Origin of the sequence: Deinococcus aquiradiocola, assembly GCF_014646915.1 — a bacterium.
GTDB classification, from domain to species: domain Bacteria; phylum Deinococcota; class Deinococci; order Deinococcales; family Deinococcaceae; genus Deinococcus; species Deinococcus aquiradiocola.
Genome location: NZ_BMOE01000009.1, coordinates 48,313 through 71,387, shown reverse-complemented (window position 1 = coordinate 71,387; position 23,075 = coordinate 48,313). Strand labels below are relative to the sequence as shown.

Below are 23,075 nucleotides of genomic sequence, written 5' to 3'. Positions count from 1 at the left end.
AACGTGTCACCGATGTTGTGACATGTGGGGTGGGCGCAGGCCGGGCAGCACAGGGACGCAGGCGGAAGCGGCGCTCTGCACGCCCTCCACCCAACCTGTAATCAGACTAGTTACATATGGCGCAGGCGTCAAGCGCCGCTGACCACCCTGCGCTAGCCTGAGTCATGTCACGCCCGCCCCTGCTGCTCGCCTTCGACCTGGACGGCACCCTCATCCCTGACGGCGGCCTCCTTGTTCCCGCAGACACCCGCCAGGCCCTCGCGCGCCTGCGCGACCTGCCCGGCCAGAAGGTCCTGACCGCCATCATCACCGGCCGCGACACGCCGCCCGCCGACGTGCTCGACGCGGCCCGGCCCGACGCGGTCGCCACCAACAACGGTGGCCGCATCGAGATCGGAGGCGAACTGCACACCCGCGCCGTGTTCAGCCAGGAGGACCTGCAGGCCGTCCTCGCGCACGGCCTCGACGACGCCCGCGTCATCGCCTTCGCCGAGGAGCAGGTGTACGTGGACCTGCCCGAAGGCACGCCCGTCCCCGAATGGCTGTCGCGCCGCCCGCACGCCCCCCTGGCCGCCGCCCCCACGGACCGCGTGCAGAAGGTCGGCTTCTACCACCCCGGCATTCGCGGCTGGCGCGACGCGCTCGCCGACACGCACCCGCACCTCGTCATGACCGGCGCGCAGGAACCGTACACGGACTTCCTGACCGTCACGCCCGCCGGGGCCGACAAGGGCGCGGCACTGCTCGCCATCGCGCAGTCGCTCGGCGTGGACCGCGCCCACACCTTCGCCTTCGGCGACTCCGACAACGACCTCGCCATGCTGCAGGTCGCCGGGCACGCCGTGCAGCTCGGCAACCTGCCACTCCTGCGCCCGCACGCGAACGACACCGTGGACGGCCCGGGCGCGCTCGGCACGTACCTGAACGCCCTCGCGGACCGCCTGCAGACCGAACCCGCACCCGGCGCCACGCACGCCTGACCCGGCAGGCCCGGTTCAGCCCTCCTGTTCGTTCACGACCGTCACGAACACCGGCACGAGCGCCGGGTCGAACTGCCGTCCCGCCTGCGCCTGCACCTCCGCGAGCGCGTCCTCTGGTCGCCACGCCTCCTTGTACGGGCGTTCGCTGACGAGCGCGTCGTACACGTCGCACAGCGCGAAGATCCTGGCCCCCAGGCTGATCTCGTCGCCGCTCATCCCCCACGGGTAACCGCTGCCGTCCCAGCGTTCGTGATGTTGCGCGATCACGGCCAGCGACGCGTCCGGCAGGAACGCCAGCGTCGTCGCGAAACTGCTGCCCGCCACGACGTGCCCCTTCATGACCTCCCACTCGTCCGCGTCCAGCGGGCCGCGCTTGAGCAGCACCGCGTCCGGCACAGCGATCTTGCCGATGTCGTGCAGGTACGCGCCCCAGCGCAGCGCGCACGTCTCCTGCGGCGTGAACGCCAGTCGGCCCGCCATCTTCAGGGCGAGGGCCGTCACGCGGTCCGTGTGCCCCAGCGACTCGCCGTCCCGCGCCTCCAGCGCCAGCCCCAGCGCCCGCAGGCTCGATTCCTGCGCGGCCCGCATGTGCTCCTCGGCCCGCAGGCGACACGTGAGCGACGCGACCGTGTCCGCCACCATCCCGAACAGCTGCCGCTCGTCGTGCGTCCACGCGTGCGGCCGGAAGGTGTGCATCAGCAGCGCTCCGAACAGCTCGCCCTGCGTGTCCTGCACCGGCGCCGCCGCGAGACTCGCGACGCCCAGCTCCACGAAGCCCTGCGTGTCCGGCGACGCGTGTACGTCCCCGTAGAACAGCGCTTCGGGCGCCTCCTGCAGCACCCGCAGCAGCGGCACGTTGGCGGGCAGGCCGTGTGCCGCGATGGCCGCCATGCCCGCCGTGGACGGCATCTCCCCCGCCGCGGCACGCACCTGGTACACGAGCGCCTGATCGCCGGACGCCTCGAAGTACGCCGTGCCGACCGCCGCCGTGCCGGACAGCAGGGCCTCCATGACGGGCAGCAGTCCGCCCTGCAGGTCCGGCGCGGCCATCGCCTGGCGCGTCAGGTGCAGCAGGGAACGCGCGCGTTCCAACGGGGACGCCGGGGCGGCGGGATTGAAGGCGGCCTCGTGAACGTCCGGCGCGGAAGGGTCGTGCGTCGTCATACCGCGAGTATGCGGACGGCACTCTGTCAGGCTCACCACAACGTGACCGCCTGAAGCGAACATGAAGGCATGATGTGGGTGCCGGGTCCGGCGCTCCGGTGCTCGCGGCTGGGCGGCGGCTTCACGCTCCGAACGGCTCAACTCCAGGCGTTCAGCTCAATCTGGTCTCATACGGTTTTGAGCTGAACTTGTAGAGTTCAGCCGAGCGAAGCGAGCACCAACAAGTACGGTTTTGAGGAGATGGAAGGGATGTCGGTGCTGCTTCCGGCATCCCTGGAATCGGATCAAAACCGTATCAGTCGGGCGTGAGGGCCTTCACGCCCGCCACGCGGCCCGCGTTCAGGTGCAGGTGGTGCGTCAGACCGCGCGGCACGTCCTGCTCGCGGTGCGCGACGACCAGCAGGTGCGTGCCGGTCGCCGTGAGGTCCGGCAGGAGGTCCAGGAAGCGCCGCTGACCGTCCGGATCGAGGAAGTTCAGGGCCTCGTCCAGCACCAGCAGCGTGGGGGCGTGCACGACGGCGCGCGCCAGCAGCAGTCGCCCCAGCTGCCCCTGCGAGAGGGTGTCCGCGCGGCGTGGCAGGAGGTCCGTCACGCCGAGCCGCCCTGCGACGCGCTGCACGGCGAGCGCCTGCGCGTCCGTCAGGCCGCCCGCGAACCCCTCGCTGCCGTGGAAGGCGGACGCCAGCACCGCCTCCCCCGTCCAGTCGCGCCGCTGCCGGATGGTGAGTTCCGCGCCGACCACACCGATCGCGCGGCGGCGTTCACGCAGCACGTCGCGCGGCTGTCCCTGCGCGTCTTTCAGGAAGGGCCGCGTGACGAGCCCGCCGAGCGCCGGGTGGAACTCGCCCGCCACGAGGCGCGCCAGGGTGGATTTGCCCGCGCCGTTCTCGCCGGTCACCAGCCAGTGCTGCCCGCGCCGCCACTCCCAGTCGAGCGGGCCGAGCGCCCGGTGCCCGTTGCGGTACACCTCCGCGTCCCGCACCGCCACGAGCACCTCCCCGTCCGCCGCCCGTGGGGCGGGTGCGAGGCGCGGGCCGCCCACCGCCAGGTCCGGCGCGCCCACTGGGGGCAGGGGTTCCTCCCGGACCGTGCCGCCCTCCACCCGCAGGTGCCGCCAGGCCAGGCCGGGCGCTTCATCCGGCCGGTGCGTGGCGAGCACCACCGCCACCCCGGACGCCGCCACGCGCTCCAGCGTGCCGCGCAGCTCCGCGCGCGCCGGGACGCTCAGCCCGTCCGTGAACTCGTCCAGCAGCAGGCCCGCCGGGCGCGGCATCAGCGCCCGCCCCAGCAGCACGCGCCGCCGCTGCCCGTGCGACAGGGTCCGCACGTCCCGCTCCAGCAGGCCCTCCAGGCCCGTCAGGGCCGCCACCTCCGCCAGCCTCGCCCGGGCGGCCGCGTCCGGCTCGCGCAGGCGCAGCATCTCGCCCTCCAGGCCCACCAGCAGCACGTCCGACACCGACTGCACCCAGTCGCGCGTCAGGAACCACGCCTCCAGTGCCGGACTCACCAGCGGCAGCAGCCGCCGCGCCCGCACCGCCGACACGCGCACCTCACCCTCCAGCACGTACCGGCGACGCCCCTCCTGCGGCGACAGGTCCCCGCGCAGCACGCCCAGCAGGCTGCTCTTGCCGCCTCCGTTCGGGCCGGTCAGCAGCCACGCCTCCCCCGCTCGCACCGTGAACGTCACGTCACTCAGCACCGTCGCGCCGCCCTGCGTCACGCGCACACCCTCCAGCGTCACGAGCGGCACGGGCAGGGCAGCGTCGGCAGGGCCAGTCATGCCCAGCAGCATAGCGGCTGGCGCACCACGGCCCTGGACACCGAACGCGGCACCGACGACCTCGCCAGCATCCCCAACCCCACCCACTGACCCCCCTTCACCAGCAACGCTGGGCGGCGCGGTTCAGCGGTCGGTGACGGCCCACATGCCCGCGTACGGGACGAGTTGCCGGTCGCCGCGCTGCGGGGTGTACACGGTGCTGATGGTGCCGTCGAGGTACAGCGCGTCGGGGCAGCCGAGCCGGTCACGGAAGAACGTCGCGAAGGTGTAGAAGTTGACGGGGCCTTCGCTCATCGCGAACTTGACGACGCCGCCCGCGCACACGCCGACGCCGCTGCGGAGCTTGAAGCTGGTGCTGCCCCTGTTGAAGCTGGGGTGCAGTTGTCCGCCCTGCACGAGGAGCGGGCCGGACTGGCTGGCGTAGTCGGGGCGCGGGTCGTTGCGGGCGTACGCGCGCGTCTCGGTGACGCCCGCCCGGTCGCCCCTGACCCAGAACACGCCGTTCGGGACGAGGGCGAAGTTCCCGCCGCTGGTGGCGCGGTTGAGGGGCGTGAGCGTCTCGCCGCGCTGCACGTGCAGGCCCAGGGGGCGCAGGCCGGGCGCGTAGATGCCGCTGTTGGTGGCGAACAGCAGGCGGCGGCCCTGCGCGGCCAGCGCGGCCTTCAGGGCGCCGACCGTGCCGTACGGCTGGCCGTCGAGGCCCTGCCAGGAGAGGCGCAGGTGGTCGCGGCCCGGTGTGACGGTCACGACGGCGTAGGCGGTGCCCTGGTACGTGACGTCGGCCGTGCCGAGCGCGTCTGCGGGAGCGCACGCGCTCAGCAGGGCCAGGGTTGCGAGGGTGACGGGAACAGGGAAGCGCACGCGAGCATGATGGCAGGTGCGGGCGTGAGGAGTGCCGCCCGGGGAGAACGGACGCGTGCCGCCCCCGGGCTGGGAGCGGCACGCGCGTACGGCCGGAACGGACTGAAGGTCATACGGTTTTGAGCTGAACTTTTGGAGTTCAGCCGAGCGACAAGGGCGCCAAAAAGTACGGTGTTGAGGAGATGGAAGCGGGCAAGCGTCCTGCAGGGCGCTGTTTTGCCCAAGAAGGGATGCCGGTGCTGTTCCCGGCATCCCTGGAATCGGATCAACACCGTATCAGTCGGTGGGGAGCATGCCGTCCGGGAGGGGGCGCGTGTCGTCCTCCTCGCGGCGTTTGCCGCTGCGGTTGCGTTCGAAGCGGTAGAACACGGCGGGCACGACGTAGAACGTCAGCAGGGTGCTGGTGATGACGCCGCCCAGGATCACGATGCCCAGGCCGCGCCGGAACTCGGCGCCTTCGCCCTGCCCGAACACGAGCGGGATGCTGATCACGAGGACCGTGAGGGTCGTCATGAGGATCGGCCGGAAGCGCAGGCGGGCGGATTCGACGAGCGCGTCGTAGATGCTCTGCGTGTGCATGCGTTCCACCACGAACTCCAGGTACAGGATGGCGTTCTTGGTGGCGAGGCCGAGCAGGATCACCATGCCGAGGATCGTGATGACGTCGAGGTTCGTCTTGAAGAGGTACAGGGCCCACACGCCGCCCACGATGGCGAGCGGGACGGGCAGCTGCAGGTACAGCGGGTAGCGGAAGCTGTTGAACTGACTGCCGAGCACGAGGTACGTGAGGAGCACGGCGAGCAGGATGACGAGCGGGCCGTAGAAGACGAGGTCGCCCGTCAGTCCGGCGGAACCGAAGGCGCTGGCGTTGCCGAGCGTGACGCCGCCCTGCAGGTATCCGGCGGTTTCGGCTTTCTTGATGAGGGTCGTCTGGTACTGGAAGGGGCTGGGGGCGCCCTTCTTGAGGTTGAGGTTGATGGTGGCGGTGTACGCCTTGTTGTAGCGGTTGATGGTGGCGGGCGCCTGCTGCAGCTGGAAGCGGCCGAGCGAGCCGAGCGGGAGGTTCGCGCCGAGCGCCTGCGAGTACACGGTCTGCGACAGGAGGGCCTGGTCGCCCGCGACGAGGGCCGGGTCGAGTCGCACGACGATGTCGATGCTGTCGTCGCCGTCGCGGAGGGTGCCTGCGGTGGTGCCGTTGTTGTAGCTGCGCAGGGCGCTGGCGATGTCGTTGACGGTGAGGCCCGTCCCGGCGAGCTGCGCGCTGGACGGCACGAAGTTGCGTTCCTGTTTCGTTTCGGAGAGGCTGCTCTTGACGACGCTGACCTGCGCGTCGCGGCTGAACAGGGCGACCACGTCGCGGTTGCGCTGCTGCAGGAGCGTCTGGTTGGGCGCGGTGAGGGCGAGCGAGACGTCGTAGCTGCCGCCGGGTCCGGCCTGCTGCACGCCGACCACGAGGTTCGTGCCGGTCACGCGGGCTGCCATGGGCTGCAGCGCGGCGTTGTAGCGTTCGACGACCGTATCGATGGGGTCACGCTGCGTCTTGGGGACGAGGGTGATGTCGAGGGTGGCGGTGGTGGCATTGACGCTGGTGGACAGGAGGCGCAGGTCCTTCTGCGCGAGCAGGTACGTCTCCATGCGGCTCACGAGGCCGTTCGTCTGGTCGAGGCTCGCGGCGGGCGGCATGGTGAGCGTGACCTGCAGCTCGCCGGTGTCGCTCTTGGGAGTGAACGCGAAGCCCACGCCCTTGAGCGGGATGATGATGGTCGCGAGGAACAGCAGCGCGACGAGGATCACGAGGCCGTTGCGGGGCAACAGGTACGCGACGCTGCGGGCGTAGGCGTCCGCGACGCGGTCCACGGCGCGGTCCGTGATGCCGTGCAGCGTGCCGGTCAGCGCTTCGAGCAGGCCGTACAGGACCACGAGGACGTACCGGACGACGCCCAGCACGAGCGGGTACGCAAGGAGCGCCACGAACACGACGGGTCCGGTCTGACGGGAGGCGGCGTACAGGGCGCCGGCGTACAGGGCGAGGCCGATCAGGCCCCAGACCTTGTAGAAGTGCGTGAAGGCCCAGCGCAGCGTGGCGGGGAACGCGGCGACGCGCTGCCCGAGGCCGCGCCACGTGAGCGGCTGCGGGTCGGAGGTGTATGCCATGCGGACCGTGAGGAACAGCAGGGATTCCAGCCACGAGAGGGTGATGGCGGCGGCGAGGCCCAGCCCGAACTGCCGGAAGAACTGCCCGAGGATGCCGGGCATGAAGCTCAGCGGGATGAGCACGGCGAGGAGGCTGAAGCTGGCGGCCGTGACGGCGCTGAACACTTCGGACCCGCCGAGCAGGACGCTGCGCACGCGGCTGTACCCGCGGTCGCGGTACCGCTGGACGTTCTCGGCGACGACGATGCTGTCGTCGACCACGATGCCGATGGCGACGATGATGGCGAGCAGCGAGATGATGTTGAGCGTGAAGCCCATCGCGCCGTACAGCAGCGGCGCGGCGCTGATGGAGATGGGGATGGCGAGCACGACGGCGAACACGGTGTTCAGGCGGCCCAGGAACAGCAGGACGACCACGCCGACGGCGAGGATGCCGATGAAGAATTCCTTGTAGGTGTCGTTGACGCTGCTGCGCGTCTGGCGGGTGCCGTCGCTCGCGGCGACGACCTGGTAGCCCTCGGGGAGCTGCGCGGTCTTCATGGCGGCGCGGACGTTGTCGACGACGCTGACGCTGTTGGTGCCGCTGGCCTTGCGGATGCCGATCAGCACGGCGGGCTGGCCGTTCAGGCGGGCGTAGGTGGTGGCGTCGGCGCTGCCGTCGCGGACGCTGGCGACGTCCTGCACGCGGATGCCGGCCTGCGAGTCCACCTGGATGCGCTGCACGTCGCCGATGCTGGTGGGGGTGTTGCGGGTGCTGAAGCCCACCTGGTTGCCGTTCAGGGTGATGTTCCCGGCGGGCAGGTCGAGCGCGGACGCCTGGATGGCGCTGATGACGCGGGCGGGCGTGAGGTTGTAGCTCTGGAGTTTCTGCGGGTCGAGCTGCACCTGCACCTGCCGGTCGGGGCCGCCGGTGACGGTGACGTCGGCGACGCCGTTCACGCGCTGCAGGAGGGGTTTGAGCTTGTCGCTGGCGTAGGTGTTGAGGGTGCTGACGCGTTCGGTGCCGCCGAGCAGGGCGAGCGTGATGACGGGCTGCGCGTTCGGGTCGAACTTCTGCACGACGGGCGCGTCGGCGTCGGTGGGGAGCGTGCCGCGAATCCCGGCGACGGCCTGACTGACGGCGTTCGCGGCGGAGTCGATGTCGGTGCCGTTCTGGTACGTGATGACGACGGCGCTCTGGCCGCTGACGGAGGTGCTGCTGATGTCGGACACGCCGGACAGGGTGCTGACGGCGTCCTCGATCTTGCGGCTCACGTTGCGGTCCACCTGGTCGGGCGTCGCGCCGGAGTACGAGGTGGACACGGCCAGGATCGGCACCTCGAAGTTCGGGAGGAGATCCACGCCGAGCTTCGGGAGGCTGAGCAGGCCGAGCAGCACGATGGCGACGAAGATGCCGATGGAGAACACGTAGCGTTTGACGCTGAAGTTCACGGCCGGGTTGATGCGCGGCTCGGCCTCCTGGGGGGTGCCGGGAGTGAGCGGGTCGTGCGTCACGGGTTGCCTCCGGTACTGCCGGTGCCGTCCGCCTGGATGCTGCTGCCGTCGCCGAGGCTGGGCGGGATGGGGTCGATGACGCGGTCCCCTTCGTTCAGGCCGCTGACGATGGCGGTGCTGCCGGACTGCGTGACGATCTGCACGCTGGTGAGGCGGGCGACGTTGCCGCTCGCGACGTACACGACGTTCTGCCCGCCGGTCTGCTGGATGGCGTCCACGGGGACCTTGAGGCCGCCGCCGAGCTTGAGGGTGTAGCGGACCTGGACGGGCGCGCCGACGGGCAGGCCGTCGCTGCTGTCCAGGCGGACGCTGATCGGCACGAGGCGGTCCGTGCCGGCCACGCGGTCGCCCTCGCGAACGCGGCCCGTGAGCTTGCGGTCGCCGTACTGGATGTTGATGCCGGTGCCGCGGGTGAAGCTGGCCGCGTCGGAGGGCGCGACGTTGAACTCGACGGTCAGGGCGCGCGGGTCGACGAGGCGGAAGGCGGTCGCGCCGTTCTGGACGCTCTCGCCCACCTCGACAGGCAGGGTGGCGATCACGCCCGCGAAGGGCGCGCGGATGGTGGCCTTGCTCAGGTTGTCCTGCGCCTGCGTGACGCTCGCCTGCGCCTGCTGCACCTGGTTCTGCAGCAGGGCGATGCTGCCCGCGCCGCTCTGGCCGTTCTGGGCGGCGCTGTTCTGTGCCTGCGCGAGGTCTGCCTGTGCCTGCGCGAGCTGCGCTTCGCTGGCCGTCAGGTCCGCCTGCGAGATGCCGCCCAGCCGGAACAGGTCGCGGTTGGCGGTGACGGTCTGCTGGGTCTTCTGGAGGTTCGCGCGGGCGCTCTGGACGGTGGCGTTCAGCTGCGTGGTGTTCTGTCCGGCGTTGCGGCTCGCCTGCGACAGGTTGATCTGCGCGTTCTGCAGCTGCAGGCGGGCGGTGCTGAGGTTCTGGCGGAGGGTGGTGTCGTCCAGCACGAGGACCGCCTGGCCGCTGCCGACGCGGTCGCCGACCTGCACGAGGACGCGGCTGACGGTGCCGGACGCCTGCGCGGCGACGTTGCTGTCGTGGCTGGATTTGACGGTGCCGCTGGCGGTGCGCGTGACGTTGAGGGTGCCGCTCGCGGCGGTCACGGTGCGGACGTTCAGGGCGGCGCTCTTGGCGGGGGCCGCGTCGAGGTTGTTGCCGGTCGCGGCGGGTTTGGCGGTGCCGCTGGCCGCGCTGGCACCGGTGCTGCTGGCTGCGCCGGCGTCGGTGGTGGCGGGCTTCTGGCACGCGCCGAGCAGCAGGGCGCCGCTCAGGGCGAGCAGGGCGAGGGGGCGGGCGCGCATCACTTCACCAGTCCGGTCAGGTCCTGTCCGGCCGCGACGGACAGCGCCGCGAGCGCCTTCCAGAGGGTGTCCTGCGCCTGCGTCAGCGTGACCTGCGCCTGCTGGACGTTCACCTGCGCGCTCTGCACGTCGACGGCCGCGGCGGTCCCGGCCTTCAGGCGCGCCTGCGTCTGGGCGAGGGTCGTCTGGTTGGTGTTCAGGGCCGCCTGTGAGATGCCGACCTGCTGCGCGGCGTTCTGGGCGCTGCGGTACGCGTCCTTGAGGCTGTTCTGCGCGGCCTTGCGGGCGTCGTCGAGGGTGATCTGCGCGTTGGAGAGGGCGGTGCGGGCGTCCTGCAGGGTGCGGGCGGGCGTGTAGTCGTTGTCGGAGATGTCGACCTGCTGCCGGGCGCTCTCGACCTGCTGCGTGGCCTGCTGGACGCTGCTCAGGCGGTTCTCCAGGCCGTTCTGCAGGCTGGCGAGCGAGACGTTCAGGGTGGGGGCCTTGGGGAGCGGGGCGAGCTTCAGGTCGCCGCTCAGGCCGAGGATCTTGCCGAGCTGCGCTTCGAGGATCGGCTGCTGCGCGCGGGCGTCCGCGAGTTCCTGCGCGTTGCTGTTCAGGGCGTTCTGGGCCTTGGTGACGTCGAGGCTGGTGGCGGTGCCCGCCCGGGCGCGCGCCTGCGTGATCTGCAGCTGGCGGGTGTTGAGCTTCACCTGCGCGTCGTTCAGGGTGACGCGCAGGCCGGTCTCGTAGGCGCCGACGTAGGCGTTCACGACGCTGCTCATGACGTTCAGGCGGGCGCTCTGCACGCCGAGCTGCGCGGTGGCGAGGCCCTGCTGGGCGCTGAGTTTGGTGGTGATGAGGCTGGTGGGGTCAGCCGTGACGGCCGCGGCGTTCGCCTGCGCCTTCTGCAGGTTCGCGCGGGCGGTGGTGAGGTCCGGGCCGCTCGCGATGGCGCGCGCGACGGCGCTGCTCAGGTCGTAGCTGGACTGCGCGGTGGCGGCGCCGCTGAGGGCCAGGGTCAGGATCAGGGCGGTGGTGCGGGTACGGGTGCGGTTCATGGCTGGCCTCCGGGGGCGGCAGGGGTGGCTTCGGGGGTGGGGGTGCTCAGGGCGAGCGTGAGGTTCAGGCCGGGCAGCGCAGCGTCCGGCAGCTGGATCAGGGCGGGCGTGAACTCGCCCGTGGCGACGCTGAGGTTCAGGGACGCGAGGTACGCGCTGCTGACGGCCTGATCGAGGGTGTTCTGGGCCTGCACGACGTTCAGCTCTGCCTGCTGCACGTCGAGCGCCGTGCCGAGTCCGGCCTGCAGTCTGGCCTGCGCGCTGACGAGGGCGGTGCTGGCGGCCTTCAGGGAGGTGCGGGGGCCGTTCAGGCCGAGCAGGGCGTTCTGCAGGGCGGCGTACTTCTGGCGCACGTCGAGGTCGGCGGCGCTGGTGGTGCTGCTCAGGCCGAGGGTGGCGCTGGCGAGCGAGAGGTTCGCGCTGGTGACGGTGGCGTCCGCGCTGCGGTCGATGATGCCGTAGCTGCCGGACAGGCCGAGCGCGAGTCCGGTCGGGAGGTCGCTGGAGCGCAGCGGGACGCTGGCCGTGGCGTTCAGCTGCCCGGTCTTGAAGTTCAGGCTGCTGCTCACGGTGCTGCCCGCGCTGGCGGTGCTGCTGGCGATCTGGCCGTACTGCACGGTGGCGCTCACGTTCGGGACGGCCCGGTCGAAGCGGGCCGCGTCGAGGCCCTCGCGGGCGTCCTGCACGCTGCTCTGCGCCCTGAGGATGTCGGCGCGGCTGCGGGCGGCCGTGGCGAGCAGCGTGTCGAGGCTGGCGGGCGCGCCGGGCACGGTGGGGGCGCTGGGAAGGCTGAGGCCCGTCACGGCGTCGGCGGGGAGGGTCGGGGCGGGCTGGCCGAGGGTGTTGTACAGCTGCCGCAGGGCGGTGTCGAGGGCGCTGCTGGCCTGGGCGAGGGCGGCCTGCGCGTTCTCCTGCGCGGCCTGCGCGGTCAGGGTGTTCTCGGCGGTGCGGGTGCCGGTCTGCTGCTGTGCCTGCGTGATCTGCAGCTGCCGGGCGGCGAGGGTCGCCTGGGCCTGCGCGGCCTGCAGCGCGGCGAGGGCATTCCGGGCGTTCAGGTAGCCCTGCACGATGCCGAGCGCGAGGGTGTTCTGCGCGTCCTTCTGGTCGAGACCCGCGCGGTACAGGGCGTGTTCGGCGAGGCGGACGCTGCCCTGCGCGCTGCTCCAGGGGAGGACGTTGACGCCCGCCTGCACGCCGAGCGTGGTGGCGCTCGTCCAGTCGCCGTCAGTAGGGATCTTGACGGCGCTCACGTCGGCGCTGGCGGTGAGGCTCAGTCCGGCGCGGGCGCGGGCCGCGTCGAGGCTCTGACTGGCGGACCTGTACTGCAGGTCGGCGCTGCGCCAGCCGGGCGACTGCTGCAGGGCCTGGAGGGCCTGCTGGAGCGTGACGCGCATGGCGGGTGCGGGCAGGGCGGGCGTGGCCGGGGCGGGTTGCGTCTGCGTGGCCGGGGCGGGTTGCGTCTGCGCGGGCTGGGCGGGCTGCGTCTGCGCGGCGGCCACCGGCAGCGCGAGCGCCAGCGTGAGGACCAGCAGACGGGAGGAACGGCTTCTCATGAGGACTCCCTGGAGGTGGGGCGGGTGACGAAGGGCATCGCGCCCGGCGGGCGGTGTCCTTCCGGGAAGCGGCGCAGGTACCCTTCCTGCAGGCGCCGCATCAGCGCGAGGTGTGAGGTGAGTTCGGCGTCGGACAGCACCTCGAAGGCGTCGCGCTGTACCTGCTGCCACAGGCGCGTGAGGCTGTCGAGCACCTCGCGGCCCCGCTCGGTGAGGCGCACCATGACGACGCGGCGGTCCTGCTCGCCGGTGTGGCGCTCCACGAGCCCCTGCGAGGCGAGGCGGTCCACCATGGTGGTGGCGCTGGCGGGCGCCATGTCCATGTGGCGGCTGCATTCGCTCATGCTGAGTCCGCCGCCCTGCGCGACCGCCACGCCGGGATTCCGGCCGCCGAGCAGGTTCAGCATGATGATGTGCGGTGGGTGCAGTTCGTGACGTGCAGTCAGGTCGCGCATGGCCTGCTGCGCGAGCCACAGCATGCTCATCTGCAGTTCGAAGACCTCGGCGAGCATGTCTTCGCGCCCGCCCGGTCCGGTCTGTGCGGCGGTGTCGTCCGGGGGTGGACCACCGGCGTGCCGATTTGCTTCGGAGTCTGAATCTTTCATCTCCCGAAGTATTCGGCCACCGAACTTTTCGGACGGTGAACCATCGTACAAACCCCCCCCTCACCCCCCCGACCCACCCCGCGCCGTGCCTCCCACACCTTTCAGCGTGCACTCCGCCTGCTATCCTGCTGTCATGCCCTGAACTGGGTACGAAGCCACATCCTCCTCCAGACACCAGCACGGGTGTACGGACGGGGGCTTTTTCGTTTTGGGGACCACCCCGAACACGAAACAGGTGGCGGGAAGGTCGCCCGGACGACGGGCGGGGAGGCTGCCGATGCGTGAACACACCGATTTGCTGACCCTCAGGTCACAGCTGGCCCGTGCCGAGAAACAGGCCCGCAAGGCCGCCACAGAGCAGGCCGCCACCCCCAGACCCACCCTGCAGAAACCCGTCCAGCCGCAGCGCGAACAGGAGCTCGAAGGCGTCACCACCGACGACTTCAGCCTCGGCCGCGCGCACGCCCGCCTGCGCGACCTCGTGTACGACGGGCACTACCACGTCTGCGCGCACGCCGTCGGGCACGCCCGCGCCGAAGGTTTCCTGGAGCCCGACATCGTCGGCGTGCTCGTCAGCGGCCGCGTGCGCGCCGTGTACCCGCAGGAACGCCGCTTCCTGGTGTGCGGCTTCTTCGAGTCGGGCGGCATCCGCCTGCCGCTGCACGTCGTCGCGCAGATGTACGAGGACGGCCTGGACGTCGTCACGGCCTTCATCCCCAAACACCCGCACCACATCATCAGCCGCGCCCGCCTCGCCGTGCTGCTGCGCTGGGACGACGAACAGATGCGCGCCCGCACCGCGCAGCCGGGCAGCCGGGCCGGCACGCGCGGCCGCACCCGCTGGAAGCGCGGCAACTGATACCGCTTTGAGCTGAACCTGTACAGTTCAGCCGAGCGACAAGTGCGCCAACATCTCCGGACCGGAGGAGATGGAAGCGGGCAAGCGTCCTCATGGGCGCTGTTCTGCCCAAGAAGCGGGCAGGCGTCCTGCAGGGCGTGTCGTCGTGGACGGACGCGGCTGGCCACGCCCTGAACCCGGAACGGCGAACGGCGCCACCCGGGGTGGAGGCCGTCCGCCGTTCCGGCGGGACTGCAGGGCGTTGGCCGTTCACCCTTCAGCGCCCGAACCGTGGGTGGCGAGGCTTGCCGTGCGTCCGCTCAGCTGGCCAGGACGGGTTCGCGCACCGCCTGGGCAGCGCCGGTCAGGCCGAAGGCAGCCGCGATGAGTTCCGCCGAACGGATGCGGGCAGCCGGGTCGTGCACGGCGCCCGTCAGCATGAGTTCGTCCGCGCCGTACCGCCCGGCGAGCGCCTCCAGCTTCGCGCGCACCTGACCGGGCGTGCCGACCGCGTGCGTGGCCGCGTACCCCTCCACGAACGCCCGCTCCTGCGCCGTGTACGGGTACGCGAGCGCCTCCCCTGGACTGGGGAGCGGCAGGCTGAGGCCCTTGCGGATGTTCAGGAACGACAGCCCGATGGACGACGACAGGCGCTGCGCTTCGGCTTCGGTGTCGGCCGCGACCGCCACGGTCGCCAGGATCGCGTGCGGGCGCTGCAGCTGCGCGGACGGGCGGAACGTCTCACGGTACAGCCGCATCGCTTCGGCCGCGTTCGCCGCGCTGAAGTGGTACGCGAACGCGAACCCGTACCCGAGCTGCGCGGCCAGCTGCGCGCTGTACGTGCTCGACCCGAGCAGGTAGATGGGCGGCAGCGGCACGTCCTGCGGCGTCGCACGCACCGACCCGAGCGGATGCGACGGCGGGAAGTACCCGGCCTCTCCGGTGTACGCGCGCAGTTCCGCCAGCTGGTCCGGCAGGTCGTCGCGGTGCAGGGCGTCCTGCGAGCCGCGCAGCGCGAGGGCCGTCACGCCGTCCGTGCCGGGCGCCCGCCCGATCCCCAGGTCGATGCGGCCCGGCGCGAGCGCCTCCAGCGTCCGGAAGTTCTCCGCGACCTTCAGCGGCGCGTGGTTCGGCAGCATGATGCCGCCCGACCCCACACGGATGCGTTCCGTCTGCGTGGCCAGCACGCCGAGCAGCACTTCCGGCGCGCTGCTCACCACGGACGTCATGTTGTGGTGCTCCGCCACCCAGTACCGGGTGTACCCGGCGCGGTCGGCAGCCTGCGCGAGCGCCACCGAGTTCCGGATGGCCTGCGAACTCCCGGACCCCGAAGGCACCGGAACCAGATCAAGAATGGACAGGGGAAGAGACATGCCGGTATTCAACACCCGCCCGGCCCGCCCGAACGTGCCGCAGGGACAATGGAACGGGATTCACAGGAACGACGGGGCGCTTCACGGGTCGCTCCAGGCGCGCGCGGGCAGCGACCGGAGCGCCTGACGTGCCGGGGGCAGGTGATGACGCAGCCACGCGGCGGCCCGGTCCTCGCCGCCCGGCACGGTGGTGTCCACCCGCAGGAGCGGTCCTTGCAGCGCGAGCGGTTCGCTGCACATGTGCGGCGGGAGGGCCGCCAGGGCAGGCCAGGGGCGGTACAGGTGCGGGTGCTGCCCGAGCGCCACGCGCGCCTCGTGCCGCGCGAGGATGACTTCGAGCGGGGCGTGGCAGAACACCTGCAGCAGGTCCGCGCCCGTCTGCGTGAGCAGGTCGAGGATGGGAGCCTCGCTCACGCCGCGGTAGAAGTGCGTCTCCATGACGGCGTGCCCGCCCGCCGAGAGGATGACGTGCGCCACGCGGTACATCAGCGCGAAGCTGAGCGGCCGGGACTGCGCCTGCGTGAGTGTGGGCAGGTGGTCGTGCAGCGTTTCCTCGTACTCGTCCTTGCTGACGAGCGGGAGCCCGAATGTCCGGGCGACGCGGGTCGCGAGGTGCGTCTTGCCGGAGGCGGGGAGGCCCGTGACGAGGATCAGGGTGGGCGGCATGGCCGGAAGATACCAGGGATCGTTTATGCTGCCGGGCATGACTCGTCTGGGCCTGTCCGACACCATTGCCGCCGTCGCGACCGCTCCGGGCAGCGCCGGAGTGGGCATCGTGCGGGTGAGCGGTCCGCGTGCCCTGGCGCTGGCCGACGCGGTGTTCCGGGGACGGCGTGCGCCGAGCGGCACGCCCGGCGGCCGCTTCCTGTACGGGCAGTTCGTGCTGCCGGGCGGCGAGGTGCTGGACGAGGGATTGTGCCTGGTGTTCCGCGCGCCGCACAGCTACACGGGGGAGGACGTGGCGGAACTGCAGTCGCACGGGAGTCCGGCGGTGCTGGCGCGCCTGCTGACAGCGGTGCTGGAGGGCGGGGCGCGGGCGGCGCGGCCGGGCGAGTTCACGTTGCGGGCGTACCTGGGGGGCCGGATGGACCTGACGCAGGCCGAGGCGGTCCTGAACCTCGTGAACGCGCAGACGGACACGGCGCGCAGGCAGGCGACGCTGGGATTGTCGGGCGCGGTGTCGCGGCGGGTGGAGGCGGTGCAGCTGGCTGTGACGCGCACCCTGAGCGCCGTGCAGGCGATGCTGGACTACCCGGAGGAGGGCGTGCCGGACGAGGAGCGGCACGGGCCGCTGCGTGAGGCGGAGCGGGAGCTGGAGGCACTCATCGCGAGCGGGCAGGCGGGGCGCATGGCGACGCAGGGCGCGCGGCTCGCGCTGATCGGGCGGCCCAACGCGGGCAAGTCCAGCCTGCTGAACGCGCTGCTGGGGTACGAGCGCAGCATCGTGACGCCGGTGGCGGGCACCACGCGCGACTACCTGGAGGCGGGCCTGGAACTGGCGGGCCTGCCGATCACGCTGGTGGACACGGCGGGCCTGCGCGACACGGACGACGTGATCGAGGCGGCGGGCGTGGTACAGGCGCGGCGGCTCGCGGAGGGCGCGGACCTCGTGCTTTACCTGGAGGACGGGTCGCGGGAGCGGGAGGCGGCGGAGGCGCTGCCGTCCAACGTCCTGACCGTGCAGACCAAGACGGACCTGGGGGCCGTGTGGCACGACGCGCGCGCCCTGCCGGTGAGCGCCGTGACGGGCGAGGGCCTGCCGGAACTGCGGGACGCCGTCCGGGACGCGCTGCTGCACGACGCGTCCCGGCAGGAGGTGTGGCTCGGCACGCAGCGCCAGCAGGACGCGGCGCGGCGGGCGCTGGAGCACCTGCGCGCGTCGCACGACCTGCCGGACGACCTCGCCGGGTACGAGCTGGAGGAGGCGCTGAACGCCCTGTCGGAACTGACGGGCCGGGACGCGCAGGAGGACGTGATCGACGGGGTGTTCCGGAACTTCTGCGTCGGGAAGTAGGCGCCCACCCACCCCAGCGCGCCGCCCATCAAGGCACGGTTCAGGTCGTGGGCGCGGGGGGCGGGTATGGTGTGGGCGTGCAGACGTGGCTGAAAGAACCGACGGCAGTGCTGAGACTGAGTATCGCGGGTGTGATCGGCGTCCTGACCGGCGTGTTCCTCCCGCCGGAGTCCCGCTGGGAACTGCACGCGCTGGCCGGGTGGTGCGCGGCGTGCGTGGTGTTCCTGCTGATGTCCGGGTGGGTGTTCTTCACGACGGACGCGCACAACACGCGCCGACTCGCCACGCGTGAGGACGACAGCCGCGCCGTGTCGAGCCTGATCGTGCTGGCGGGCAGCCTCGTGAGTCTGGGCGGCGTGATCTACGCGCTCACGCAGGTGAGCGGCATGCAGAAGTCCGGGCAGGGCGTGGAGGCGACGGTCCTCACGGTGCTGGGCCTGCTGTCGGTGGCGCTGTCGTGGCTGATGATTCAGGCGGTGTACACCTTCCGGTACGCGCACCTGTACTACGACGCGCCGGAGGGCGGCATCGAGTTTCAGGACGAGGGGCACCCCGACTACCTGGATTTCGTGTATCTGGCCGTCACGATCGGCATGACGTTTCAGGTGTCGGACACCAACCTGACGCAGAAGACGATCCGGCGCAGCCTGACGGGGCACGCCCTGATCGGGTACGTGTACAACACGGTGCTCGTGGCGCTCACCATCAACACCGTCGCGGGCCTGATCGGGTAGGGTGGGCGCGGCCTGCGGCGGCGTTCATGCGCGGCACGTACACTGTGGGTATGCGCTCCGCACAACTGACCACGCTGGCCCTCTGCACGCTGGCCCTCGGCCTCGCCGCCTGCGCCCCCCAGGCGAAACAGGCGCAGCAGACCACCGCGCCCGCCACGAGCACGCCCGCCACGGCCACGCCGACCACACCGGCGACCACACCGGCCGCGACGTACACGCCCGTCGCGTTCCTCAGCGAGCAGCCCGTCCGCAAGTTCACGGCCGCGAAACAGGTGCTGGACCCCGCCAGGAAGTACCGGGCCGTCCTGACGACCAGCAAGGGCGTGGTCACCGTCGACCTCAACAGCACGGCCGCGCCCATCGCCGTGAACAGCTTCGTGTTCCTGTCCCTGAACCACTTCTACGACGGGCTGACCTTCCACCGCGTCGTGAACGGCTTCGTCGCGCAGGGCGGCGACCCGGAAGGGACCGGCGCGGGCGGCCCCGGCTACAGCTTCACGACCGAGACGAGCCCCACGGCCCGCTTCGACAGTGCGGGCGTGCTCGGCATGGCCCGCGCGCAGAGCCGTGACAGCAACGGCTCGCAGTTCTTCATCACGCTCGCGCCCGCCGACTTCCTGACCGGCGACTACAGCGTGTTCGGCAAGGTCGTGGACGGCCAGAAGGCCGTGGACGCCCTCACCAAGACCGAGAACGGCAGCGCCAGGCCCGACACCATCGTCAGCGTGCAGATCCTCTCCGCCGCCCGCTGAACGAGGCACAAAGGCGGGCGGCCCCGGTGTAGACCAGGGCCGCCCGCCTGCATTCGTCTGGGCCGTACGTGCGGCTGCCCGCCTCGCCCGGCCAACCTCCTGGAGTTCAGCTCAAAACCGTGTCAGTCGGCGCGCTTCCGCAGGCGCGCGATGAAGAAGCCGTCCACCCCGCCGAGCGGGAGGGTCAGGGCGCCGTCGCCGCTCGGGACGGCCGGGACGAGCAGGTCCGGGAGCGCTTCGGGCGTGAATTCCGGGTGGCGCGTCAGGAAGCCCTGCACGGCCTGCGGACCTTCGGCCTGCGTGACGCTGCACACGCTGTACACGAGGACCCCGCCGGGCGCGGTGAGGCCTGCGGCCGTGTCGAGCATCTGTGCCTGGAGGAGCGCGGCGTCCTGCACGGCCTGCGGGGTGAGGCGCAGCTTGATTTCCGGGTGGGAGCGGAGGGTGCCGCTGCCGGTGCAGGGCGCGTCGAGCAGAACGCGGTCGCCGGGCGTGAGGTCCGGGGCCTGCGTGAGGTCGGCCGTGATGAAGTTCGCGTTCAGTCCGAGGCGTTTCATGTTGTTGCGCGCGGCACGGTGCTTACCGGGCACGCGGTCCACGCTGGTGACGTTCGCTCCGGCGGCGCTGAGCATGGCGGCCTTGATGCCCGCGCCGCCCGCGAGGTCGAGGACGGCGTGGCCGTCCACGTCGCCGAGCGCGAGAACGCAGGCCATGCTGGCGGGATTGATCGGCTGCGCCCAGCCCTGCTCGTACGCCTCGGTGGCGCGCAGCGGGCGGTTCAGTTCGACGCGCGCCACGTCCCCGAACGCGGCCTCGGTGCCTTCCCCGGCGACGAGGCGGCTGCCCTCGTCGAGGAGGCTGTCCTGCCCGGCGGGCGTGAGGCGCAACCACAGCGGCTGCGGTTGCAGCAGGTCGGCGATCACGGCGCTCGACTGCGCGCCGAAGGCCTCACGGTACTGTCCGGCCAGCCATCCTGGGAGGGTCAGGTCGGGGTTCAGGCCGTCCGGGGCTTCCACGCGGCGCAGCACGGCGTTCACCAGGGCGGGCGGACCGAAGCCGGTGCGGGCCAGCGTGACGTACTCGTTCACGACGGCGTGCGGGGGCGTGCCGAGCACGAGTTTCTCGAAGGTGGCGCACAGCAGCAGCGCGCGCGCCTTGAGGGGCGTCTCGCCGCGCAGCAGGGGCGCGAGGGCGGCCTCCAGCAGCGGCGCGTACCTCAGGGTGCCGTACACGAGGTGCGTGCACAGGCCCGCGTCGCGCGGCGGGAGGTCCGCGTGGCTGAGGGCGTCGTCGAGGGCGTGCGCGGCGAAACTGTCGCCCGCCATGACCGACACGAGCACGCGGACGCTGAGGGCGCGGGCGGGGTTGGCGTGCACGAAGCGCGCGCGGCCCGCGCCGTCCTGCGGGGCGTCCTGGCGGGGCCGGTCGTCCCGTGCGGCACGGTCCTGTGAGGTGCGGTCCTGGGCGGTGCGGTCCTGGGCCGGGCGGGCGCGGCCGGGGCGGGAACGGGGGGACGTCATGAAGCTTCCGGCCGGGGCGGGCGGGCGCTGGGGGGGGTGAGTGGCATCCCCCCAGCATACGGCAGGTGACCGGGCCGGAGTCCCGCCCCTCTTCCCTTTCCGGACCGGGCCTGTCCTGCAGCGGGCGGCCGTGATGCTAGCCTCTGGGCATGACGGATTCCGGCAGGGTGGTGGGCGTGGTGCTCGCGGCGGGCCTCAGCACGCGCCTGGGCCGCCCGAAACAGCTCGTCCCGCTCGCCGGGCGCGCCCTGGTGTGGCACACGACGCGCGCCCTGCTGGACGCCGCGCCCACGGGCGGCGTGCTGGTCGTCACGCCGCCCGGCCCGCTGGGAGAACAGGTGCGGGCCGCGCTGGCGGGGCTGGACGTGACTCTCACCGAGAACGTCCGGCCGGACCTGGGAATCTCCGAGAGTTTCCGCGCCGCGATCCGGGCCCTGCCGCCCGGCACGGACGCCGCGAACTTCGTGCTGGGCGACATGCCGCTCGTCACGGCGGCCATGCAGGCGCGCGTGCTGGCCGCGTATGCGCAGGCGCGACCGCCGCTGGTGCTGGCCCGCTTCGGCCCGGAGGGCGTGCGCGCTCCGCCGCACGTGTTCCGCGCGGACCTTTTCCCGCACTTCTCGCAGCAGGGCGACCACGGGCCACGGCACGTCATCCGGGAGTACGCGGGGCAGGCCGTGTGGGTGGACCTGCCGCTGGAGGCGCTGCGGGACGTGGACACGCCGCAGGACGTGGCGGGCATGCAGGCCACGTTCGGGAGCTGATCCGTTCAGCCGGGCTGCGGTTCGGGGTCCTGTTCGAGTTCGCGGCGGGCGGCGTACGTGTGGTGGATGGGTCCTTCGTGGCCGTTGAGCGGCTGTCCGGCCGCGCCGCGCCGCCACGCCATCAGTTCGCCGAGGATGCTGAGCGCGACCTCCTCGGGCGCTTCCGCGCCGACGCTCAGGCCGACGGGGCTGTGCACGCGCGCCAATTGTTCGGGCGTGGCGTGCAGGCCCTCCTGCGCGAGGGCGTCCGTGAGCTGGTGGTAGCGGCTGCGCGGGCCGAGCATCCCGATGAAGGGCGCGGCGCTGTTCAGGGCGTGCCACAGGCACACGCGGTCCCGGTCGAGGTGGTGGTTCATGATGATGGCCTGCGTGCGCGGCGTGAGGACGAGGTTCCCGTGCAGGTCCTCCGGCGCGAGCGGCGAGAGGGCCGCGCCGGGAAAGCGGCCGCGCGTGAGGTACGCGTCGCGCGGGTCGACGACCGTGACGCGGTACCCGAGCGTGACGGCCTGCGCGGACAGCGGGATGGCGTCGTGTCCGGCGCCGTAGATGACGAGTTCCGGTGCGGGCGCGTTCACGTCGATGAAGACCTCCTGCCCGTCCGGCGCGGCGACGGTCGCGGCGCGCGGGTCGCGGGTGTGCAGGCGGGCGCGGGCGGCCGTCACCGCGAAGGCGTGCAGGGCCGGGTCGTCCAGCTGGCCGAGCAGCGTCTCGCTCTCCCCGGTCTCGCCGTGGCCGGGGTGTTCGCGCAGCAGGAAGCGGCCCCCGCCGTGAATGGGGACGCACAGGGCGGCCGCGTCGCCGGAACGCAGGGCGTCCAGCCACGCGAGCGTGACGGGGTCGCGCTCCACGCGTTCCAGGCGCACGTCCACGCTGCCGCCGCAGCCGAGCCCGAGGCCCCAGGTGGCGTCCTCGGAGAGGTCGTAGTGCACGATCTCGGGCGTGCCGGACGCGATGATGCCGAGTGCGGCCTCCACCACCTCGCCTTCCAGGCACCCGCCGGACAGCATGCAGACCTGCGCGCCGTCGTCGAGGACCAGCATGCGGGTCCCTTCGCGCCGGTACGCGCTGCCCCTGACGCGCACGACCGTGGCGATGGCGGCCCGCTGTCCGCGTTCCAGGGCGGCGTCCAGGGCCGCCAGCAGCATCCTCGTTTCGGCTGGGTTCATTTTGCAGGTATGGTAGCGCGGCCGGGCGTGCGGGGCCATGGCGCGCGCCGCAATCGGGGAGGGGCGTTCAGGCGGTGCGCTGCTCGCGGGCGTGCCGGGCGAGGGTGTCGCGCGCCTGCCGGGCGTGGAGGTCCTCGATCATGCGGCCCTGGTGCGTGACGACGCCCGCCCCGGCCGCATCCCACGTCGCCAGCAGGTCGCGGGCCGCCTGGGCTTCCTCTTCCGTCACGCCGAACGCGCGGTTCGCCACGTCCACCTGCGCCGGGTGGATGAGGGTCTTGCCGTCGTAGCCGAGGTCGCGGGCCTGCACGCACTCGCGCTCCAGGCCCTGCAGGTCGTGCAGGTCGTTGTACACCGCGTCGAGTGCCGTGACGCCTGCCGCGCGCGCGGCGAGCAGCACGGCACCCAGCGTGTACGCGAGCGCGGCGCGGTCCGGGGTGCGGCGGGCGTGGAGGGCGAGGTGCAGGTCGTTCGCGCCGACCATCAGGCCCGCCACGCCCGGCACGGCCGCCAGTTCGGGCGCGCGCAGCACGCCGAGCGGCGTCTCGATCATCAGCCACAGCGGCACGCCGAGGTGCAGTTCGCGCACGGCGCGGGCGTCCTCCGCCTTGGGCAGCACGATGCCGGCGGGCGCGGACAGCAGGGCGGCCTCCAGGTCCGCCTGGAAGTGCGGGGAGTCCAGGCCATTCAGGCGCAGCATCACGGGGCAGCCGAAGCCGCCGCGCAGGGCCTGGGTGGCGGCCGTGCGGGCGGCGGCCTTGGCGTCCGGGTGGACGGCGTCTTCGAGGTCCAGCACGACGGCGTCGGCGTTCAGGGCGCGGGCCTTCTGCACGGCGCGGGCGTTGTCGGCGGGAACATACAGCACCGACCGGTACGGCTGCGCGGTCGGCTGGGGGGTGGGGGCGGGCATGCGTTCAGGGTAGCGGTCGCGGGAGGGGGAAAGTGCAGCCGCCCGGCCTTCCCTGTCGGGCGGGCC

General features: G+C 72.1%; 19 protein-coding genes. 6 read left to right on the top strand and 13 right to left on the bottom strand.

Annotated features, from left to right (window positions below):
• Positions 1–164: 164 nt before the first annotated feature.
• A complete protein-coding gene (locus IEY33_RS13015) occupies positions 165–980 on the top strand; it encodes an HAD-IIB family hydrolase (protein WP_188963718.1) in 816 nt (271 codons plus the stop codon).
• A 15-nt stretch (positions 981–995) separates the two neighbouring features.
• Here the strand turns inward: IEY33_RS13015 and IEY33_RS13010 are convergent, their stop codons facing one another.
• The 8 genes from IEY33_RS13010 to IEY33_RS12975 all read right to left on the bottom strand — a co-directional run bounded on the left by IEY33_RS13010 (position 996) and on the right by IEY33_RS12975 (position 12,938).
• A complete protein-coding gene (locus IEY33_RS13010; RefSeq protein WP_188963717.1) occupies positions 996–2,144 on the bottom strand; it encodes an HD-GYP domain-containing protein in 1,149 nt (382 codons plus the stop codon).
• Positions 2,145–2,439: 295 nt separating this feature from the next.
• Positions 2,440–3,924: an ATP-binding cassette domain-containing protein gene (locus IEY33_RS13005; RefSeq protein WP_188963716.1), complete on the bottom strand. Its 1,485-nt coding sequence runs from the start codon at positions 3,922–3,924 to the stop codon at positions 2,440–2,442.
• A gap of 123 nt (positions 3,925–4,047) precedes the next feature.
• Positions 4,048–4,785 carry a phosphodiester glycosidase family protein gene (locus IEY33_RS13000; RefSeq protein WP_229670998.1) on the bottom strand — a complete coding sequence of 246 codons (738 nt, stop codon included), beginning with the start codon at positions 4,783–4,785 and terminating at the stop codon, positions 4,048–4,050.
• A gap of 276 nt (positions 4,786–5,061) precedes the next feature.
• Positions 5,062–8,433, bottom strand: a complete 3,372-nt coding sequence (locus IEY33_RS12995; RefSeq protein ID WP_188963714.1) for an efflux RND transporter permease subunit — start codon at positions 8,431–8,433, stop codon at positions 5,062–5,064.
• Positions 8,430–9,740, bottom strand: coding sequence for an efflux RND transporter periplasmic adaptor subunit (locus IEY33_RS12990; protein WP_188963713.1), 1,311 nt, complete (start codon positions 9,738–9,740; stop codon positions 8,430–8,432). Before IEY33_RS12990 ends, IEY33_RS12995 begins: the two co-directional genes overlap by 4 nt.
• Positions 9,740–10,780: a TolC family protein gene (locus tag IEY33_RS12985; RefSeq protein ID WP_188963712.1), complete on the bottom strand. Its 1,041-nt coding sequence runs from the start codon at positions 10,778–10,780 to the stop codon at positions 9,740–9,742. Before IEY33_RS12985 ends, IEY33_RS12990 begins: the two co-directional genes overlap by 1 nt.
• Complete coding sequence (locus IEY33_RS12980; RefSeq protein WP_188963711.1) at positions 10,777–12,333, bottom strand: TolC family protein; 1,557 nt, start codon at positions 12,331–12,333, stop codon at positions 10,777–10,779. The genes IEY33_RS12985 and IEY33_RS12980 overlap by 4 nt, the downstream gene beginning before the upstream one ends.
• On the bottom strand, positions 12,330–12,938 hold the full coding sequence (locus tag IEY33_RS12975; protein ID WP_188963710.1) for a MarR family winged helix-turn-helix transcriptional regulator: 609 nt from the start codon (positions 12,936–12,938) through the stop codon (positions 12,330–12,332). Before IEY33_RS12975 ends, IEY33_RS12980 begins: the two co-directional genes overlap by 4 nt.
• Before the next feature lie 277 nt (positions 12,939–13,215).
• Between IEY33_RS12975 and IEY33_RS12970 the strand changes: the two genes are divergently transcribed.
• The gene (locus IEY33_RS12970) at positions 13,216–13,797 is read left to right on the top strand and encodes a DUF4258 domain-containing protein (RefSeq protein WP_188963709.1); all 582 of its coding nucleotides are present in this window, start codon (positions 13,216–13,218) and stop codon (positions 13,795–13,797) included.
• 299 nt (positions 13,798–14,096) lie between these two features.
• Here the strand turns inward: IEY33_RS12970 and IEY33_RS12965 are convergent, their stop codons facing one another.
• A complete protein-coding gene (locus IEY33_RS12965) occupies positions 14,097–15,149 on the bottom strand; it encodes an LLM class flavin-dependent oxidoreductase (RefSeq protein WP_188963708.1) in 1,053 nt (350 codons plus the stop codon).
• Positions 15,150–15,230: 81 nt separating this feature from the next.
• A complete protein-coding gene (locus IEY33_RS12960) occupies positions 15,231–15,815 on the bottom strand; it encodes a P-loop nucleotide/nucleoside kinase family protein (RefSeq protein WP_188963707.1) in 585 nt (194 codons plus the stop codon).
• A 37-nt stretch (positions 15,816–15,852) separates the two neighbouring features.
• On the opposite strand from IEY33_RS12960, the gene mnmE reads away from it, so the two are divergent.
• The 3 genes from mnmE to IEY33_RS12945 all read left to right on the top strand — a co-directional run bounded on the left by mnmE (position 15,853) and on the right by IEY33_RS12945 (position 18,649).
• Complete coding sequence (gene mnmE / locus IEY33_RS12955) at positions 15,853–17,163, top strand: tRNA uridine-5-carboxymethylaminomethyl(34) synthesis GTPase MnmE (protein WP_188963706.1); 1,311 nt, start codon at positions 15,853–15,855, stop codon at positions 17,161–17,163.
• A 107-nt stretch (positions 17,164–17,270) separates the two neighbouring features.
• On the top strand, positions 17,271–17,897 hold the full coding sequence (locus IEY33_RS12950; protein WP_188963705.1) for a DUF1345 domain-containing protein: 627 nt from the start codon (positions 17,271–17,273) through the stop codon (positions 17,895–17,897).
• A gap of 50 nt (positions 17,898–17,947) precedes the next feature.
• The gene (locus IEY33_RS12945) at positions 17,948–18,649 is read left to right on the top strand and encodes a peptidylprolyl isomerase (RefSeq protein WP_188963704.1); all 702 of its coding nucleotides are present in this window, start codon (positions 17,948–17,950) and stop codon (positions 18,647–18,649) included.
• Between the two features lie 122 nt (positions 18,650–18,771).
• Here IEY33_RS12945 and IEY33_RS12940 read toward each other — a convergent pair whose 3' ends face one another.
• A complete protein-coding gene (locus tag IEY33_RS12940) occupies positions 18,772–20,169 on the bottom strand; it encodes an RsmB/NOP family class I SAM-dependent RNA methyltransferase (RefSeq protein ID WP_188963703.1) in 1,398 nt (465 codons plus the stop codon).
• Positions 20,170–20,318: 149 nt separating this feature from the next.
• On the opposite strand from IEY33_RS12940, the gene IEY33_RS12935 reads away from it, so the two are divergent.
• Positions 20,319–20,933 carry a nucleotidyltransferase family protein gene (locus IEY33_RS12935; RefSeq protein ID WP_188963702.1) on the top strand — a complete coding sequence of 205 codons (615 nt, stop codon included), beginning with the start codon at positions 20,319–20,321 and terminating at the stop codon, positions 20,931–20,933.
• A 5-nt stretch (positions 20,934–20,938) separates the two neighbouring features.
• Here the strand turns inward: IEY33_RS12935 and IEY33_RS12930 are convergent, their stop codons facing one another.
• The gene (locus tag IEY33_RS12930) at positions 20,939–22,099 is read right to left on the bottom strand and encodes an XdhC family protein (RefSeq protein WP_188963701.1); all 1,161 of its coding nucleotides are present in this window, start codon (positions 22,097–22,099) and stop codon (positions 20,939–20,941) included.
• A 67-nt stretch (positions 22,100–22,166) separates the two neighbouring features.
• Entirely contained in the window at positions 22,167–23,009 is an 843-nt protein-coding gene (locus tag IEY33_RS12925) for an HpcH/HpaI aldolase/citrate lyase family protein (RefSeq protein WP_188963700.1), read from the bottom strand.
• Positions 23,010–23,075: the final 66 nt, after the last annotated feature.

What these genes read in the sequence shown, in the direction of transcription:
- IEY33_RS12930 (WP_188963701.1), bottom strand. Translation starts at nt 22,099, where the DNA reads ATGAACCCAGCCGAAACGAGGATGCTGCTGGCGGCCCTGGACGCCGCC.
- IEY33_RS13005 (WP_188963716.1), bottom strand. Translation starts at nt 3,924, where the DNA reads ATGACTGGCCCTGCCGACGCTGCCCTGCCCGTGCCGCTCGTGACGCTG.
- IEY33_RS12980 (WP_188963711.1), bottom strand. Translation starts at nt 12,333, where the DNA reads ATGAGAAGCCGTTCCTCCCGTCTGCTGGTCCTCACGCTGGCGCTCGCG.
- IEY33_RS12935 (WP_188963702.1), top strand. Translation starts at nt 20,319, where the DNA reads ATGACGGATTCCGGCAGGGTGGTGGGCGTGGTGCTCGCGGCGGGCCTC.
- IEY33_RS12975 (WP_188963710.1), bottom strand. Translation starts at nt 12,938, where the DNA reads ATGAAAGATTCAGACTCCGAAGCAAATCGGCACGCCGGTGGTCCACCC.
- IEY33_RS12960 (WP_188963707.1), bottom strand. Translation starts at nt 15,815, where the DNA reads ATGCCGCCCACCCTGATCCTCGTCACGGGCCTCCCCGCCTCCGGCAAG.
- IEY33_RS12925 (WP_188963700.1), bottom strand. Translation starts at nt 23,009, where the DNA reads ATGCCCGCCCCCACCCCCCAGCCGACCGCGCAGCCGTACCGGTCGGTG.
- IEY33_RS12945 (WP_188963704.1), top strand. Translation starts at nt 17,948, where the DNA reads ATGCGCTCCGCACAACTGACCACGCTGGCCCTCTGCACGCTGGCCCTC.
- IEY33_RS13010 (WP_188963717.1), bottom strand. Translation starts at nt 2,144, where the DNA reads ATGACGACGCACGACCCTTCCGCGCCGGACGTTCACGAGGCCGCCTTC.
- IEY33_RS12985 (WP_188963712.1), bottom strand. Translation starts at nt 10,780, where the DNA reads ATGAACCGCACCCGTACCCGCACCACCGCCCTGATCCTGACCCTGGCC.
- mnmE (WP_188963706.1), top strand. Translation starts at nt 15,853, where the DNA reads ATGACTCGTCTGGGCCTGTCCGACACCATTGCCGCCGTCGCGACCGCT.
- IEY33_RS12990 (WP_188963713.1), bottom strand. Translation starts at nt 9,740, where the DNA reads ATGCGCGCCCGCCCCCTCGCCCTGCTCGCCCTGAGCGGCGCCCTGCTG.
- IEY33_RS13015 (WP_188963718.1), top strand. Translation starts at nt 165, where the DNA reads ATGTCACGCCCGCCCCTGCTGCTCGCCTTCGACCTGGACGGCACCCTC.
- IEY33_RS12965 (WP_188963708.1), bottom strand. Translation starts at nt 15,149, where the DNA reads ATGTCTCTTCCCCTGTCCATTCTTGATCTGGTTCCGGTGCCTTCGGGG.
- IEY33_RS12970 (WP_188963709.1), top strand. Translation starts at nt 13,216, where the DNA reads ATGCGTGAACACACCGATTTGCTGACCCTCAGGTCACAGCTGGCCCGT.
- IEY33_RS12940 (WP_188963703.1), bottom strand. Translation starts at nt 20,169, where the DNA reads ATGACGTCCCCCCGTTCCCGCCCCGGCCGCGCCCGCCCGGCCCAGGAC.